The 14,677-nt window shown below is 70.7% G+C and carries 15 protein-coding genes; 14 read left to right on the top strand and 1 reads right to left on the bottom strand.

Annotated elements, in window-relative coordinates; genetic code table 11:
* The 7 genes from ACNFOC_RS24800 to ACNFOC_RS24770 all read left to right on the top strand — a co-directional run.
* Positions 1-1,071 (top strand): CaiB/BaiF CoA transferase family protein (locus tag ACNFOC_RS24800; protein ID WP_416961295.1); only part of this gene is annotated, 1,071 nt, incomplete at its 5' end.
* A complete protein-coding gene (locus ACNFOC_RS24795) occupies positions 1,068-2,585 on the top strand; it encodes an AMP-binding protein (protein ID WP_416961294.1) in 1,518 nt (505 codons plus the stop codon). The genes ACNFOC_RS24800 and ACNFOC_RS24795, both read left to right, overlap by 4 nt.
* 50 nt (positions 2,586-2,635) lie before the next feature.
* Complete coding sequence (locus ACNFOC_RS24790; protein ID WP_363094062.1) at positions 2,636-3,073, top strand: Fur family transcriptional regulator; 438 nt, start codon at positions 2,636-2,638, stop codon at positions 3,071-3,073.
* Positions 3,074-3,107: 34 nt separating this feature from the next.
* Positions 3,108-5,318: a catalase/peroxidase HPI gene (katG, locus tag ACNFOC_RS24785; protein WP_416961293.1), complete on the top strand. Its 2,211-nt coding sequence runs from the start codon at positions 3,108-3,110 to the stop codon at positions 5,316-5,318.
* A 125-nt stretch (positions 5,319-5,443) separates the two neighbouring features.
* Positions 5,444-7,048 (top strand): serine/threonine-protein kinase, encoded by a 1,605-nt coding sequence (locus tag ACNFOC_RS24780; protein ID WP_416961292.1) that lies wholly within the window; start codon positions 5,444-5,446, stop codon positions 7,046-7,048.
* Positions 7,049-7,057: 9 nt separating this feature from the next.
* Complete coding sequence (locus ACNFOC_RS24775; protein ID WP_416961291.1) at positions 7,058-7,510, top strand: flavodoxin family protein; 453 nt, start codon at positions 7,058-7,060, stop codon at positions 7,508-7,510.
* Positions 7,511-7,613: 103 nt separating this feature from the next.
* A complete protein-coding gene (locus ACNFOC_RS24770) occupies positions 7,614-7,850 on the top strand; it encodes a chaplin (RefSeq protein ID WP_416961290.1) in 237 nt (78 codons plus the stop codon).
* Between the two features lie 66 nt (positions 7,851-7,916).
* Here ACNFOC_RS24770 and ACNFOC_RS24765 read toward each other — a convergent pair whose 3' ends face one another.
* On the bottom strand, positions 7,917-8,591 hold the full coding sequence (locus tag ACNFOC_RS24765) for a hypothetical protein (RefSeq protein ID WP_416961289.1): 675 nt from the start codon (positions 8,589-8,591) through the stop codon (positions 7,917-7,919).
* A gap of 265 nt (positions 8,592-8,856) precedes the next feature.
* On the opposite strand from ACNFOC_RS24765, the gene ACNFOC_RS24760 reads away from it, so the two are divergent.
* From ACNFOC_RS24760 to ykgO, 7 genes are all read left to right on the top strand, one after another.
* Complete coding sequence (locus ACNFOC_RS24760; RefSeq protein WP_416961288.1) at positions 8,857-9,777, top strand: SGNH/GDSL hydrolase family protein; 921 nt, start codon at positions 8,857-8,859, stop codon at positions 9,775-9,777.
* A gap of 116 nt (positions 9,778-9,893) precedes the next feature.
* A complete protein-coding gene (gene pgm / locus ACNFOC_RS24755) occupies positions 9,894-11,534 on the top strand; it encodes a phosphoglucomutase (alpha-D-glucose-1,6-bisphosphate-dependent) (RefSeq protein WP_416961287.1) in 1,641 nt (546 codons plus the stop codon).
* Between the two features lie 99 nt (positions 11,535-11,633).
* Positions 11,634-13,520 (top strand): Na+/H+ antiporter NhaA, encoded by a 1,887-nt coding sequence (gene nhaA / locus ACNFOC_RS24750; RefSeq protein WP_416961286.1) that lies wholly within the window; start codon positions 11,634-11,636, stop codon positions 13,518-13,520.
* A gap of 61 nt (positions 13,521-13,581) precedes the next feature.
* Positions 13,582-13,947 (top strand): hypothetical protein, encoded by a 366-nt coding sequence (locus ACNFOC_RS24745; RefSeq protein WP_416961285.1) that lies wholly within the window; start codon positions 13,582-13,584, stop codon positions 13,945-13,947.
* Positions 13,948-14,051: 104 nt separating this feature from the next.
* Positions 14,052-14,216 carry a 50S ribosomal protein L33 gene (rpmG, locus tag ACNFOC_RS24740; protein WP_416961284.1) on the top strand — a complete coding sequence of 55 codons (165 nt, stop codon included), beginning with the start codon at positions 14,052-14,054 and terminating at the stop codon, positions 14,214-14,216.
* Positions 14,217-14,290: 74 nt separating this feature from the next.
* On the top strand, positions 14,291-14,539 hold the full coding sequence (locus ACNFOC_RS24735) for a type B 50S ribosomal protein L31 (RefSeq protein WP_266866677.1): 249 nt from the start codon (positions 14,291-14,293) through the stop codon (positions 14,537-14,539).
* Positions 14,536-14,658: a type B 50S ribosomal protein L36 gene (ykgO, locus tag ACNFOC_RS24730; RefSeq protein ID WP_043662604.1), complete on the top strand. Its 123-nt coding sequence runs from the start codon at positions 14,536-14,538 to the stop codon at positions 14,656-14,658. The genes ACNFOC_RS24735 and ykgO overlap by 4 nt, the downstream gene beginning before the upstream one ends.
* Positions 14,659-14,677: the final 19 nt, after the last annotated feature.

Genomic DNA, 14,677 nt, shown 5'->3' with positions numbered 1-14,677 from the left:
GCCCCCTTCATGCACCTCTCCCGCGGCCCCCACACGGACCCGGACACCAACGGCTACTTCAACGAGGTCAACCGCAACAAACGCAGCATCGCCCTCGACACCCGCACCGAAGAAGGCGTCGAGGTCCTCCGCGACCTCATCGACCACTGCGACGTCCTCGTGGAGAACTTCAGCTCCACGGTCATGCGTAAGCTCGGCCTGGGCTACGAGGAGTTGTGCCGCATCAACCCGGACCTCGTCTATGTCAGCATGTCGGGCATGGGCCACACCGGACCGCGCAACGGCTGGGTGTCGTACGCCGACACGGTCTCGGCGAGCGCGGGCCTGACCGGACTGACCGGCTGGGGCCCGGACGACGTCGTCGGCGTGATCTACGGCCACGGTGACATCGTCGCGGGCCTACAGGCCGCCCTCGCCACGGTCGCCGCGCTGGAGCACCGTGCCGTCACCGGACGCGGACAGCACATCGACCTCTCCCAACTGGAGGCGACAGCGGCCCACATGGGCACCAGCCTCCTCGGCGGCCCGGCGGTCACACCGAGCGGCAACACCCACCCGAACTGGAGCCCGCAGGGCGTCTACCGGTGCCTCGGCACCGACCGCTGGCTGGCGGTCAGCGTCCGCGACGACACCGAATGGGCCGCGCTGTGCGAGGTGATCGGCCGACCCGAACTCGCCACCGACGAAAGGACTTTCACGGCACCGGCCCGGCGCCGTTCGACAGCCCTCGTCGACTCCGTACTGGGGGAGTGGACCCGCACGCTCCCCGCCGACGTCGCCGCCGAGGCGCTCCAGGCGCACGGCATCCCGGCCGGAGCCGTGCAGGACGGCCGTGAACTCGTCGAGCACGACCCGCAGTTGAGGGCCCGCGGCTTCTACGTGCGCAAGGAGCACCCGGTCGCGGGCGCCTTCCTCCACGAGGGCGTCCCGATCCGGCTGACCCGCACACCTGGCGGGATCCGCGAGGCCGCGCCCGTACTCGGCGCCGACACCGACGCCGTACTGAGCGAGGTGGCGGGGTTCTCGACGGAGCGCGTCCAGCGGCTCCGGGAGGCCGGGGTCCTACGGTGACCGACACCATCCCCGGCCTCCTCGACGCGGCGGCCGGGGAGTTCGGGGAGCGGCCCTTTCTGCGGGTGGGGTCGGTGACACGGACGTACGCGGAGACCCGAACGGCCGCCGCCACGATGGCAGCCGCGCTCGCCGAGCGCGGCTGCCGACCGGGTGACCGCGTCGCCGTCATGGCCGACAACCGCATCGAGGTCGTCGATCTCATCCTCGGCTGCGCCTGGCTGGGTGCGGTGCTGATCCCGCTCAACACCGGGCTGCGGGGTGGTGGGCTTCGGCAGGTGCTGCGTGCCGCGGAACCGCAATTCCTGTTGGTGGAGAAGGAGTTGGTGGAGCGGGCCGTAGCGGGCGGTTTTCAGGGGGAGTTGTGGGTCGTCGGCGGGGACGGCGTCCCGGCGCCGGGCATGGCCCCCGCCCTGCCGCCGGCCCAAGTACGCCCGGACGACACCGCCTTCGTGCTGTTCACCTCGGGGACCACGGGGGCGGCGCGGGGCGTGCGCTGCCCGCACGCGCAGACCGTCTGGTGGGGGCGCAACGTCTCCGACTCGCTCCGGCTCACCGCCGACGACGTGCTGTACACGTGCCTGCCGCTCTTCCATACCAACGCGCTGAACACCCTCGCGCACGCCATGGCCGTGGGGGCGAGCTGTGTGATCGGTGAGCGGTTCTCCGCCACGCGGTACTGGGAGCGCGTGGCGGAGGCCGGGGCGAGCGCCGTCTATCTGCTGGGTGCGATGGTGCCGATGCTCCTGGCCCAGCCGCCGGGCCCCGGCGACCGTGCGCATCGGGCCTGGCGCGGGCTCTCCCCTGCCACTCCCGGCTCGGCGTGGGAGCCGTTCCGGGAGCGGTTCGGGGTCACGTTGGTCGACGGGTTCGGGTCGACGGAGACGAACCTGGTCATCGGGGCCGTGCCCGAGGACCAGCGGCCCGGTTACGTCGGTACCGTGCGCGACGGGTTCTCCGCGCGGGTGGTCGACGACCTGCTCGATCCCGTCGCGGACGGCGTCGCCGGTGAGCTGATGGTCCGTAGCGCCCATGAATTCGCCTTCTGCACCGGGTACTTGGGGGAGTCCGAGCCCGGTCCCACCGCTTGGCGGCGCACCGGGGACCGAGTGGTGCGGGAAGCTGACGGGTGGTTCCGGTTCGTCGACCGGATCAAGGACGTGATCCGGCGGCGCGGCGAGAACGTGTCCTCGCAGGAGGTGGAGTCCGTCGTCCGCTCGCACCCGGCGGTCGCCGACGCGGCGGCGTTCCCGGTGCCCTCGGAGCTGGCCGAGGACGAGGTCATGGTCGCGGTCGTCCCCGGGCCCGGACAGGTGCTGGATCCCGCTGACCTCGTACGGCACTGCGCGGGCGAGCTGCCGCCGTTCGCGGTGCCCCGGTACATCGACACCGTCCGTGAGCTTCCGCTCACCGAGACCGGCAAAGTTCGCAAGGCGGTATTGCGGGAACGTGGGGTCACCGCCACCACCTGGGACCGCTCCACACAGCCCACCCCGGCACGACATCAAACTTGAACCATTTGTTTTCTTGAATCACTCGTGTTTATGGCTGTAGGTTGAGCGCCATGACCGCATCCCAGCCACCGACCACCGCCGAGGAGCTGCGCGGTGCCGGCCTGCGGGTGACGGCAGCCCGCGTCGCGCTGCTCGAGACCGTCCGGCACGGCGACCACCTCGATGTCGAGGCGGTCGCGTCCGGGGTCCGTGACCGCGTAGGACACATATCGCTCCAGGCCGTCTACGACGCGCTCCACGCGCTGACCTCGGCCGGACTCATACGCCGTATCGAACCGGCAGGCAGCCCCGCCCGCTTCGAAGGACGCGTCGGCGACAACCACCACCACCTCATGTGCAGGTCGTGCGGTGTCGTCGCCGACGTCGACTGCGCGGTCGGCGAGGCACCCTGCCTGACCGCCGCCGACGACCAAGGCTTCTCGATCGACGAGGCCGAGGTCATCTACTGGGGCCTGTGCCCCGCCTGTACCGCAGCCCCCAGTTCCTGAGCCACGTGTACCACCCCGTTCTGGAAGGATTCCCATGTCTGAGAACCACGACGCAATCGTCACGGACGCGAAGTCGGAGGATGCCGGGGGCTGCCCCGTCGCGCACGGGCGCGCCGCGCACCCCACCCAGGGCGGCGGTAACCGTCAGTGGTGGCCGGAGCGCCTCAACCTGAAGATCCTCGCGAAGGACCCGGTCGTCGCGAACCCGCTCGGCGCGGACTTCGACTACGCCGAGGCGTTCGGGGCCCTCGACCTCGCGGCCGTCAAACAGGACATCGCCGAGGTACTGACCACCTCGCAGGACTGGTGGCCGGCGGACTTCGGCAACTACGGCCCGCTGATGATCCGGATGGCCTGGCACAGCGCCGGCACCTACCGCATCAGCGACGGCCGCGGCGGTGGCGGCCGCGGTCAGCAGCGCTTCGCGCCCCTGAACAGCTGGCCGGACAACGGAAACCTCGACAAGGCCCGCCGTCTGCTGTGGCCGGTCAAGAAGAAGTACGGCCAGTCCATCTCCTGGGCCGACCTCATGATCCTCACGGGCAACGTGGCGCTGGAGACGATGGGCTTCGAGACCTTCGGCTTCGCCGGCGGCCGCGCCGACGTCTGGGAGGCCGACGAGGACGTGTACTGGGGTCCCGAGACCACCTGGCTCGACGACCAGCGCTACACCGGCGACCGCGAGCTGGAGAACCCGCTCGGCGCCGTCCAGATGGGCCTCATCTACGTCAACCCCGAGGGCCCCAACGGCAACCCGGACCCGCTGGCCGCGGCCCGCGACATCCGCGAGACCTTCCGCCGCATGGCGATGAACGACGAGGAGACCGTCGCCCTCATCGCCGGTGGTCACACCTTCGGCAAGACCCACGGCGCGGGCCCGGCCGAGTCGGTCGGCGACGACCCCGAGGCCGCCCCGCTGGAGGCGCTCGGCCTGGGCTGGAAGTCCACCTACGGCAGCGGCAAGGGCGGCGACGCGATCACCTCCGGCCTCGAGGTGACCTGGACCACCAAGCCCACCCAGTGGAGCAACGACTTCTTCGACATCCTCTTCGGCTACGAGTGGGAGCTCACCCAGAGCCCCGCCGGCGCCAACCAGTGGGTGGCCAAGGACGCCGAGGCGATCATCCCGGACGCCCACAGCGACGCCAAGAAGCTCCCGACGATGCTCACCACCGACCTCTCGCTGCGCTTCGACCCGATCTACGGCGAGATCTCGAAGCGCTTCCACGAGAACCCGGCCCAGTTCGCGGACGCCTTCGCCCGCGCCTGGTTCAAGCTGACCCACCGTGACCTGGGCCCGAAGTCCCTGTACCTCGGACCGGAGGTCCCCTCCGAGACCCTGCTGTGGCAGGACCCGCTGCCGCAGGCCGAGGGCGAGACCATCGACGCCGCCGACGTCACGGCCCTCAAGGCGAAGATCCTCGCCTCGGATCTGACCGTCTCGCAGCTCGTGTCCACCGCGTGGGCGTCCGCCTCCACCCACCGGGGCAGCGACAAGCGCGGCGGCGCCAACGGTGCCCGTATCCGCCTGGAGCCGCAGCGCGGCTGGGAGGCCAACGACCCCGACCAGCTCGCTCAGGTGCTGCGTGTCCTGGAAGGCATCCAGGCGGAGTTCAACTCCGGCGCCAAGAAGGTTTCCCTGGCCGACCTGATCGTCCTCGGCGGTGCCGCCGCGGTCGAGAAGGCCGCCAAGGACGGCGGCGTCGACGTGGAGGTCCCCTTCACGCCGGGCCGTGTCGACGCGACCGAGGAGCACACGGACGTCGAGTCGTTCGCCGCGCTGGAGCCGACCGTCGACGGTTTCCGCAACTACCTCGGCAAGGGCAACCGCCTTCCCGCCGAGTACCTGCTGCTGGACCGGGCGAACCTGCTCACGCTGAGCGCCCCCGAGCTGACCGTCCTCGTCGGCGGCCTGCGTGTCCTGGGCGCCAACCAGGGCCAGTCCACGCACGGTGTCCTCACCGACAAGGTCGGCACGCTGACCAACGACTTCTTCGTGAACCTGCTCGACTTCGGCACCACGTGGACGTCGACCTCCGCGGACCAGCAGACCTTCGAGGCCCGCGACGCCTCCGGCGCGGTCAAGTGGACCGGCACCCGCGCCGACCTGGTCTTCGGCTCGAACTCCGAGCTGCGCGCGCTCGCCGAGGTCTACGCGAGCGACGACGCGAAGGCGAAGTTCGTGAAGGACTTCGTCGACGCGTGGGTCAAGGTCTCCAACCTGGACCGCTTCGACCTCGTCTGAGTCCGAGTAGTTCCACGGCGACGCACCACTGACGTCCGGGTCGGCCCTCGCGGGCCGGCCCGGACGTTTCTCATCCTCCGAACTCGACGCACAGGCATGCGCGTTCGTCACATAAGCTCCTCCGCATGAACGAGGGGGAGCCCGGCAGACGGGTCGTCGACAGCCGCTTCGAGCTGGAGTCCCGGCTCGGCGGCGGTGGCATGGGCACGGTGTGGCGCGCCCGTGACCTGCTGCTGCACCGCCATGTCGCGGTCAAGGAGGTCCGGCCGCCGGACATCGACCTCGCCGAGTACGACCCCGACGCGGCGGAGCTGCTGCGCCAGCGGGTCCTGCGCGAGGCACGCGCCCTGGCCCGGGTCGAGCACCCGAACGTGGTGACGATCCATCACATCGTCGACGAGGGCGTCGGCACGTACCCGTGGCTCGTCATGGAACTCGTCCAGGGCGGCTCGCTCGCCGACCGGTTGGCCCGCGGACCCATGGCCCCCGCCGAGGCCGCCCAGCTCGGCCGCGGCGTGCTCGACGCCCTGAACGCGGCGCACGCGGCGGGCGTCCAGCACCGCGACGTGAAACCCGCCAACGTCCTGCTGCGCACCGACGGCCGCCCCGTCCTCACCGACTTCGGCATCGCCGCCATCCGCGACGCCACCGCCCTCACCGCCACCGGCTCGATCATCGGCACCCCCGACTACATGGCCCCGGAACGGGTGACCGGCCAGAGCGGCGGCCCCGCCGCCGACCTGTGGTCGCTCGCGATGATGCTGTACGTCGCCGTCGAGGGATACCACCCGCTCCAGCGCGGTACGACCCTGGCCACGCTGGCCGCCGTACTCCAGGAGGATGTGCCGCCACCGGTGCGGGCGGGATCGCTGATGCCGGTGCTGTCCTGTGTGCTGGTCCGCGATCCCGAGGCGCGGGCGGACGCCGAAACGGTCGGCCGGATGCTGGACGCCGCCGCGGCACAGCCCGAGGACCGACGCCCCGAGACCACCTCGTACCGGCTCGCACCGCCGATGCCTCCGTCACTGCCGCCCACCGACGGCATGCCGGAGACGGGCAGCCGGCGACGCCCGGCGAAGCGGAACCGGGGTGTCACGGTCGCCTCCAGCGTCGTGGGCGTCCTGCTGGTGGGCACGCTCGCCTGGAAGGTGCTGCCGGACGGGAACGACAAGAAAGACACGTCGGCGTCCTCGGGCGCCACCGGTCAGACGCAGCAGCAGACCACGCCCACCGTCTCGGCTAGCCAGAGCAGCGCCGCCGTGAAGACCCAGGACATGCTCACCCCGTCCGGCATCCGGACCGCGATCAAGGCCTTCGAGGAGAAGACGGGCAGCGACCGCTTCTCCGACTTCTCCGTCTATCCGGGATACGTCATCGCGGATGTGATGGTGAAAGGCAGCAACACCAAGTACGTCAGCTACACCTACCGCTCCGGTACCGGTTTCGACGAGGCGTTCGACAACAAGGGCACGGTGATAGACGGAGACCAGCCGGTGAAGCTGGACGACTTCAACTGGGACGCCGTTCCCGCGTTGCTGAAGCGCGCGAACAAGGACCTCAAGGTCGAGAAACCGACGAGCCGTTACCTGCTGCTCCGGCCGCCGAGCACCAACGGCGGCGACACCCCGGCGCGCATGGCGATCTATCTGAGCGACGAATACGGCTCCGGTGGCTTCCTGGAGGCCAGCACTCAGGGCACCGTGACCAAGGTGGTTCCGGCCGACGAGTAGGTTCAGCGCGTGCCCACCTTGCTGATCGTCCATCACACCCCCTCGCCCAACTGCCAGGCGATGTTCGAAGCCGTCGTCTCCGGAGCCACGGCACCGGAGATCGAGGACGTGCGGGTCGTACGGCGTGCCGCGCTGTCCGCGACCGCGTCGGACGTGCTGGCCGCCGACGGCTTTCTGCTGGGGACGCCCGCGAACCTCGGTTACATGTCCGGCGCGCTCAAGCATTTCTTCGACCAGATCTACTACCCCTGCCTGGACGAGACCCGGAGCCGGCCCTTCGGCTACTACGTGCACGGCGGGAACGACGTGACCGGAGCCGTGCGCGGCATCGAGTCGATCACGACCGGGCTGGGCTGGCGGCGCGCCGCGGACCCGGTGACGCTGAGCGGCGAACCGGACCGGGCCGGTGCCGAGGCGTGCTGGGAGCTGGGGGCGACGATCGCCGCCGGTCTGGAGGCCTGACGAGTGGGCGGCCACCACCCGTTCGGCGGCCGAAGAGTGTCGTGACCCCCCGAAGCACCCTCAGCGTGGAGGGACATGCCCCTCCGAGTGACAGGAGTTCTTCATGAGGAAGCGTCTGACGGCCGCGGTGGGTCTGGCGGGTGCGGCGTTGCTGCTGTGCGCCGGTACGGCGAGCGCGGACCCCGACCCCGTCGGGACCGCCAGCGACAGCCCGGGCGTGCTCTCCGGAAACGTCGTTCAGGTGCCGATCGACCTGGACCTCAACCTGTGCGGCAACTCGATCGACGTGATCGGTCTGCTGAACCCCGCTCTGGGCAACCACTGCGAGAGCGCGGACTGACGAGCCGTACCGTGAACGAGCCGTGGGCCCCGCGCCCGCGGCTCGTTCCGTGTGTCAGGAGACGTGTCAGGGGACCTCGGGCAGCCGGTGCAGGGGAGTGCCGTGGGCCCAGCGCCGCAGACGTGAGCCGTCGATGAGCTGGATGCCGCCCTGCCGGCGCGCCCACTGCACGTCACGTCGGCTGAAGGTGCCCCGGTGGACGACGAGACGGAGATGCGGTCCCGAGCCGACCGAGGGTGTGGATCGCGTCGGTGTCTCCTCGTCGGGCAGCGGTTCCGCGACCGGCCGGAAGGCCACCTCCAGACGGCGGCCGAGCCGGTCGCGCGCGCGGACACGGGGCTGGCCCTGCGCGTCGGGCCGGGCGAGCGCCCGCCAGCCGTCCCGGCGCAGCATCCGGGACACGGCCAGGGCGAGCCCCTCCACATCCAGGTCGGCGATCTCCTCGGGCGTGTAGTAGCCGAGTCGGCGACGGGCGAGCGGGCGGTTGTGCCGGACCACGGCCACCGTGACCGCGGCGAGCAGCGCCAGCCCGCCGGCGAGAGCGCCGGTGCCGAGGACGCGGTACGCCACGGCGAGTCCGGCCACGATCCCGCACACGACGACGGCGACCACGACGAGGGCGGGCAGCACCTCGCGCAGTCCGGGGCCGTAGCGTCCCTGGGCGCGCAGTGCACGGATCGCCTCGCGCCTTCGTGAGCGCCATGACTCGCGCTTCTCGTGCCTCCGCAGCCTCTGCGGCAACAGAGCCAACTCCCCCCACCCCCAAGCGCGTTGACGCCTGCGGTAGGGATACCCGCCGGACGTGGTCCACGTGCGCGGGGACGGGAACCGGCCACCAAACCGGCCGAACTGTTTCGGCGGGAGCCATGACACTTCGGGCAGCGAACTCGTCCCTCCAGACCTCTGGCCCCAGGTACCTACCGACCGGTATACAAGGCCAGTTGAACGAGAGACGACCGCATCGGGCCCGCCCCGTCGCACCGTCTCGAACCTGGGGAGGAACCTCATGAAGCGTGAGACGCATCCGGCCACGACGGCGCACCACCGCGGCAGGACCGTGGCGGTCGCCGCGGCGGTCAGCGGCTGCGCCCTCGTCGTCGCCTCCGCGACACCGGCGGCCGCGCACAACTCGGGCCATGGGCACGGCCGTTCCACTCAGTACGTGGCGCTCGGCGACTCCTACACCTCGGGCCCCTACATACCGACCCAGGTGGACGCCAACTGCGCCCGCTCCGACCACAATTACCCCTCCGTGGTGACGGCGGACCAAAGAGAGACCGTCCTCAAGGACGTGAGTTGCAGCGGCGCGACGACCGCCGAGATGTGGAAGGCGCAGGGCACCAACCCGCCCCAACTGGACGCCGTACAGCGGAACACGGACCTGGTGACCGTCCAGATCGGCGGCAACGACATCGGGTTCAGCACCATCATCGGCACCTGCGCCAAACTCAGCGCCACGGACCTGACCGGCAACCCGTGCCAGCGCTACTACAACTCCTCCGGCGCCGACCAGTTGGCGCTGGCCGTCCTCAACACCGCGCCGAAGGTCACCAAGGTCCTGCGTGCGGTGCACAAGCAGGCACCGCACGCGCGCGTGCTCGTCGTCGGCTACCCGGACCTCCTGCCCGACGACGGCAGCGGCTGCTACCCCTCGGTGCCGTTCGCCGCCAAAGACTTCTCCTATCTCCGTGACACCGGCAAGCGCCTCAACCTGATGCTCCGTGTGGTGGCCGCGCTCAACGGCGCGGAGTACGTCGACACTTACGGCCCGACGATCGGCCACGACATGTGCAAGGCGCCCGCCGACCGCTGGATAGAACCGCTTCAGCCAGCCTCCCCGGCGGCTCCGGCGCACCCCAACGCGAAGGGCGAGGCGGCCATGGCGGGCGCGGTGCTGAAGCAGCTCGACAGGCGCCACCGGTACTGACGGACAGCGGCGGTCGGGGTTTTCCACAGGCGGAGGGGGTGTACTCGCTAAACGCGCCCCTGACGAGGAAAGATGGGGCCGTACGCGAAGTTGGTCGATACGGAGGAGCGGGCACCATGCCACACGAGCGAGCGGGCGAACAGGCCCGCGCAGAGGATCTCGTAGACGTAGCCCGACTGGTCACCGCGTACTACGCGTTGCACCCGGACCCCGCCGAGCCGGGGCAGCGCGTGGCGTTCGGCACCTCCGGGCACCGGGGCTCGTCCCTGGCGACCGCGTTCAACGAGGATCACATCGCGGCCACCAGCCAGGCCATCTGCGAGTACCGGTCCGACCAGGGCACCGACGGCCCCCTCTTCCTGGGGGCCGACACCCACGCGCTGTCCGAGCCCGCGAGGGTCACCGCGCTGGAGGTGTTCGCCGCCAACGAGGTCACGGTCCTCATCGACACCGCGGACGGCTACACGCCCACCCCGGCGGTGTCCCACGCGATCCTCGCCCACAACCGCGGCCGGACCTCGGGCCTCGCGGACGGCGTCGTGGTCACGCCTTCGCACAACCCGCCCGGTGATGGCGGCTTCAAGTACAACCCGCCGAACGGCGGCCCGGCCGGCTCCGAGATCACCTCCTGGATCCAGGACCGCGCCAACGAGATCATCGCGAGCGGCCTGAAGGACGTCCGCCGCATCCCGTACACCCGCGCGCTCGCCGCCCCCGGCACGGGACGCTACGACTTCCTCGGCACGTACGTCGCCGACCTGCCGAGCGTCCTCGACCTGGACGCGATCCGTACGGCGGGTGTGCGGATCGGCGCCGACCCGCTGGGCGGGGCGTCCGTCGCCTACTGGGGCCGGATCGCCGAGGAGCACCGGCTCGACCTGACCGTGGTCAATCCGCTCACGGACCCGACCTGGCGGTTCATGACGCTGGACTGGGACGGCAAGATCCGCATGGACTGCTCGTCGCCGTACGCGATGGCCTCGCTGATCGCCCAGCGCGACCGGTACGACATCGCCACCGGCAACGACGCCGACTCCGACCGGCACGGCATCGTCACCCCGGACGCGGGCCTGATGAACCCCAACCACTACCTGGCCACCGCCATCGCCTACCTCTACGCCCACCGCGAGCGGTGGCCCGCCGACGCGGGCGTGGGCAAGACGCTGGTGTCGTCCTCGATGATCGACCGGGTCGCCGCCGACCTCGGACGCCGGCTCGTCGAGGTGCCCGTCGGCTTCAAGTGGTTCGTGGACGGACTGGTCGACGGCTCGCTCGGCTTCGGCGGCGAGGAGTCGGCCGGCGCGTCCTTCCTGCGCCGGGACGGCTCGGTGTGGACCACCGACAAGGACGGCATCATCCTGGCGCTGCTCGCCAGCGAGATCACCGCGGTCACCGGGAAGACCCCGTCCCAGCACTACGCGGCGCTCACGGACCGGTTCGGCTCGCCCGCCTACGCCCGGATCGACGCCCCGGCGTCACGCGAGGAGAAGGCCCTGCTCGCCAAGCTCTCGCCCGCGCAGGTCACCGCCGACACCCTGGCCGGCGAACCCGTCACCGGCGTCCTCACCGAGGCACCCGGCAACGGCGCGGCCCTCGGCGGCATCAAGGTGACCACCGCCAACGCCTGGTTCGCGGCGCGGCCCTCCGGCACCGAGGATGTCTACAAGATCTACGCCGAGTCCTTCCTCGGTCCCGACCACCTCGGCCAGGTGCAGGAGGAGGCGAAGGCCGTGGTCGGGGCGGCGCTGGGCGGCTGACCCGGAGGCCGTGGTACTGGCTGCCGTAGGAATGAATGGTGTGGCAGGCGGTGTTGGGGCGTCACGTGAGCCATGACGCACGACGGAAGTGAACCCCGTATGTCCTTCGAAACGACCGACTACACGGGGCAGACGACGTGCGGCGACGAAGCCCGCACCCCGCTGCGTGACTTCCTGCGGACCGAGACCGGAAGCGCCGCCGTCCTGGTGGCGGCTGCGCTCGTCGCGCTCGTCTGGGCGAACGCGGCACCGTCGGCGTACGAGACGTTCTGGGAGACCCATCTCTCCGTCCGGCTCGGTTCGCACGGGGTCTCCCTCGATCTGCGCGAGTGGGTCAACAGCGGGCTGATGACGCTGTTCTTCCTCGTCGTCGGTCTGGAGGCGCGCCGCGAGTTCGACATGGGTGAGCTGCGCGAGCGCAGGCGCCTCGCCCTGCCGATGGTCGCGGGCGCCAGCGGCATGCTCGTGCCGATCGCCATCTACCTGGCGATCAACAGCGGGCACGGGACGGCGAACGGCTGGGGCGCGGTGATGTCCACCGACACGGCGTTCGCGCTGGGCATGCTCGCCGTCGTGGGCCGTCACATGCCGCCCGGGCTGCGGGTCTTCCTCCTCACGATCACCGTCGTCGACGACTTCCTGGCGCTCGTGGTGATCGCCGTCTTCTACAGCGACCACATCGCCGTACCGGCGCTCCTGGTCGCCGTGGGCACGTTCGCCGTCGTCATGCTGCTCCGGCGGTTACGGGTGCGCCGGGGCCCGCTGTACGCGCTGCTCGGGCTCGTCGCGTGGGTCGCCTTGCTCAAGTCGGGCGTGGACCCCGTCGTCATCGGACTCGCCATGGGGCTGATCACGTACGCCTACCCGGCGGGACGCGACGACCTGGAACGCGCCACCGGCCTGTTCCGGCTCTTCCGCGAGCAGCCCACACCCGAGCTGGAACGCGACGTGCGGGCCGGCATCGCCTCCGCGATCTCCCCGAACGACCGGCTCCAGCGCATGTACCACCCGTGGGCGAGCTACGCCGTGGTCCCGCTGTTCGCGCTGGCCAACGCCGGTCTCCAGATCAGCGGGGAACAGCTCGCCAGGGCCTTCACCTCGCCCGTCGCGCTGGGCATCCTCATCGGGTACGTCGTCGGCAAGCCGCTCGGCATCGTCTCGTCGACGGCGCTGACCAGCGTCCTGTCCCGGGGGCGGACCCGGCCGCCGGTCGGCTGGGGAGCGGTGACCGCAGGCGGCACGCTGGCCGGCGTCGGCTTCACGGTGTCCCTGCTGATCGCGACCCTCGCCTTCGACGGGACCACGCTGGAGGACGCGAAGACGGGCATCCTCAGCGCCGTCATCGGCTCGTTCCTGGTCGGCCGGCTGGTCACCGGCGTGATCGGACTGCTGCCGCCGCAGATCCGGCCCAGGATCCTGTTCGGCCGGGCCGAGACCATCGTCGACCTGTCCGTCCCCGTCGACCCCGACCGCGACCACCTGCGCGGCCCGCGGCACGCGCCGGTGACCGTCGTCGAGTACGGCGACTACGAATGCCCGTACTGCGGGCAGGCCGAGCCGGTAGTCCGCGAACTGCTCGGGTCCTTCGGGGACGAGGTGCGGTACGTGTGGCGGCACCTCCCGCTCACCGACGTCCACCCGCACGCCCAGCTCGCCGCCGAGGCCGCGGAGGCCGCCGCGCTTCAGGGCGGTTACTGGGAGATGCACGACCTGCTCCTCAGCCACCAGGGCGCCCTCCGCCTGAACGACCTGCGGGCCTACGCCGAACAGATCGGCCTGGACACCGCCCGCTTCGTACGCGACATGCGGGCCCACGAGGGGGCGGGCCATGTCGCCGAGGACGTCGAGTCGGCCGACCTCAGCGGGGTCGCGGGCACGCCGACCTTCTTCGTGAACGGCCGTAGACACCATGGCGCGTACGACATCGAGGGGCTCTCGCAGGCGGTACGGGCGGCTCGTGAGCGGGCGGCGGTGGTGGCGGTGTAGGCCGTCCCGCCCGTGGGCGCCCGGTGTGATTCCGGCCGTGCGGCGCTGCCACACTGATCCCGTGGACGAACAGGACGTGGGGGCGCGGGCTCACATCGAACGTTTCATCGGTCCGCTGCGGACGAACATGCCCGGGGCCGGAGACTTCAGTTTCGAGGGGATCCGGCAGCTGGGGAACCCGGTGCCGATCCTGGTGCAGAACGACGGCGAGCGGCAGTTGCAGCTGTGGCTGGAGCCGTTCGGCCAGGACTACTGGCTGGAGCCCGGGGAGGCGGTGTACGTCACGTCGTACGGGACATGGAGCGGCCACCCGTTCGACATGAGTCACGAGCCGGACTGCCTCACGGTCTGGGCTGCGTCCTGGTTCGCGACGGTCTCCGACACCGACGGCAACGAGTTCCCGCCGGGCCGCCGGGACACTGCCTAGGCCACCGGACAGGGCCGGGAATGGACCGAGGGGTGCCCGTGTTGAGACTACGTAGCTGACATGCTCGGGACAAAATCCCGGGATGTGGGCGGAAGGAGGTCCTCATGACACGCACCACGAACCGTCCCGTCGTCACCCTGAAGTCGACGGCCGGTACCGGCGTCACCTACGTGACGCGCAAGAGCCGTCGCAACGACCCCGACCGGCTGGTCCTGCGCAAGTACGACCCGGTGGCGGGGGAGCACGTCGACTTCCTCGAGGAGCGTTGAGCCGAGTTCCCCGAGGAGCATCGAACCCAGCAGAGCGGCCGTCCCATCGCGGACGGCCTGAGGAAGGAAGCACCATGAGGTCTGGCATCCACCCCGTGTCCCGTCCGGTCGTCTTCCGCGACCGTGCGGCGGACACCGCGTTCCTGACCACCTCGACCGCGCGGTCGGCGCGCACGATCGAGTGGGCGGACGGGAACACCTACCCGCTGATCGACGTCGAGATCTCGTCGGCCAGCCACCCGTTCTACACCGGCAACACGCGCGTCGTGGACACCGCGGGCCGTGTGGAGCGCTTCGAGCGCCGCTACGGGAGGACGTCATGAAGGTCCGCAATTCCCTCCGCTCACTGAAGTCCAAGCCCGGCGCGCAGGTGGTTCGCCGCCGCGGCGTGACATTCGTGATCAACAAGAAGGACCCGCGCTTCAAGGCCCGCCAGGGCTGACGCGGCACGTACGACCGGT

It is taken from the genome of Streptomyces colwelliae (assembly GCF_048158785.1).
GTDB lineage: Bacteria > Actinomycetota > Actinomycetes > Streptomycetales > Streptomycetaceae > Streptomyces.
This window is presented reverse-complemented; position numbering and strand designations above follow the sequence as displayed.

Coding starts and splice junctions, on each gene's coding strand:
- ACNFOC_RS24770 (WP_416961290.1), top strand. CDS start 7,614: ATGAGGAAGCGTCTGACGGCCGCGGTGGGTCTGGCGGGTGCGGCGTTG.
- ACNFOC_RS24790 (WP_363094062.1), top strand. CDS start 2,636: ATGACCGCATCCCAGCCACCGACCACCGCCGAGGAGCTGCGCGGTGCC.
- katG (WP_416961293.1), top strand. CDS start 3,108: ATGTCTGAGAACCACGACGCAATCGTCACGGACGCGAAGTCGGAGGAT.
- pgm (WP_416961287.1), top strand. CDS start 9,894: ATGCCACACGAGCGAGCGGGCGAACAGGCCCGCGCAGAGGATCTCGTA.
- ACNFOC_RS24780 (WP_416961292.1), top strand. CDS start 5,444: ATGAACGAGGGGGAGCCCGGCAGACGGGTCGTCGACAGCCGCTTCGAG.
- ykgO (WP_043662604.1), top strand. CDS start 14,536: ATGAAGGTCCGCAATTCCCTCCGCTCACTGAAGTCCAAGCCCGGCGCG.
- ACNFOC_RS24760 (WP_416961288.1), top strand. CDS start 8,857: ATGAAGCGTGAGACGCATCCGGCCACGACGGCGCACCACCGCGGCAGG.
- ACNFOC_RS24735 (WP_266866677.1), top strand. CDS start 14,291: ATGAGGTCTGGCATCCACCCCGTGTCCCGTCCGGTCGTCTTCCGCGAC.
- nhaA (WP_416961286.1), top strand. CDS start 11,634: ATGTCCTTCGAAACGACCGACTACACGGGGCAGACGACGTGCGGCGAC.
- rpmG (WP_416961284.1), top strand. CDS start 14,052: ATGACACGCACCACGAACCGTCCCGTCGTCACCCTGAAGTCGACGGCC.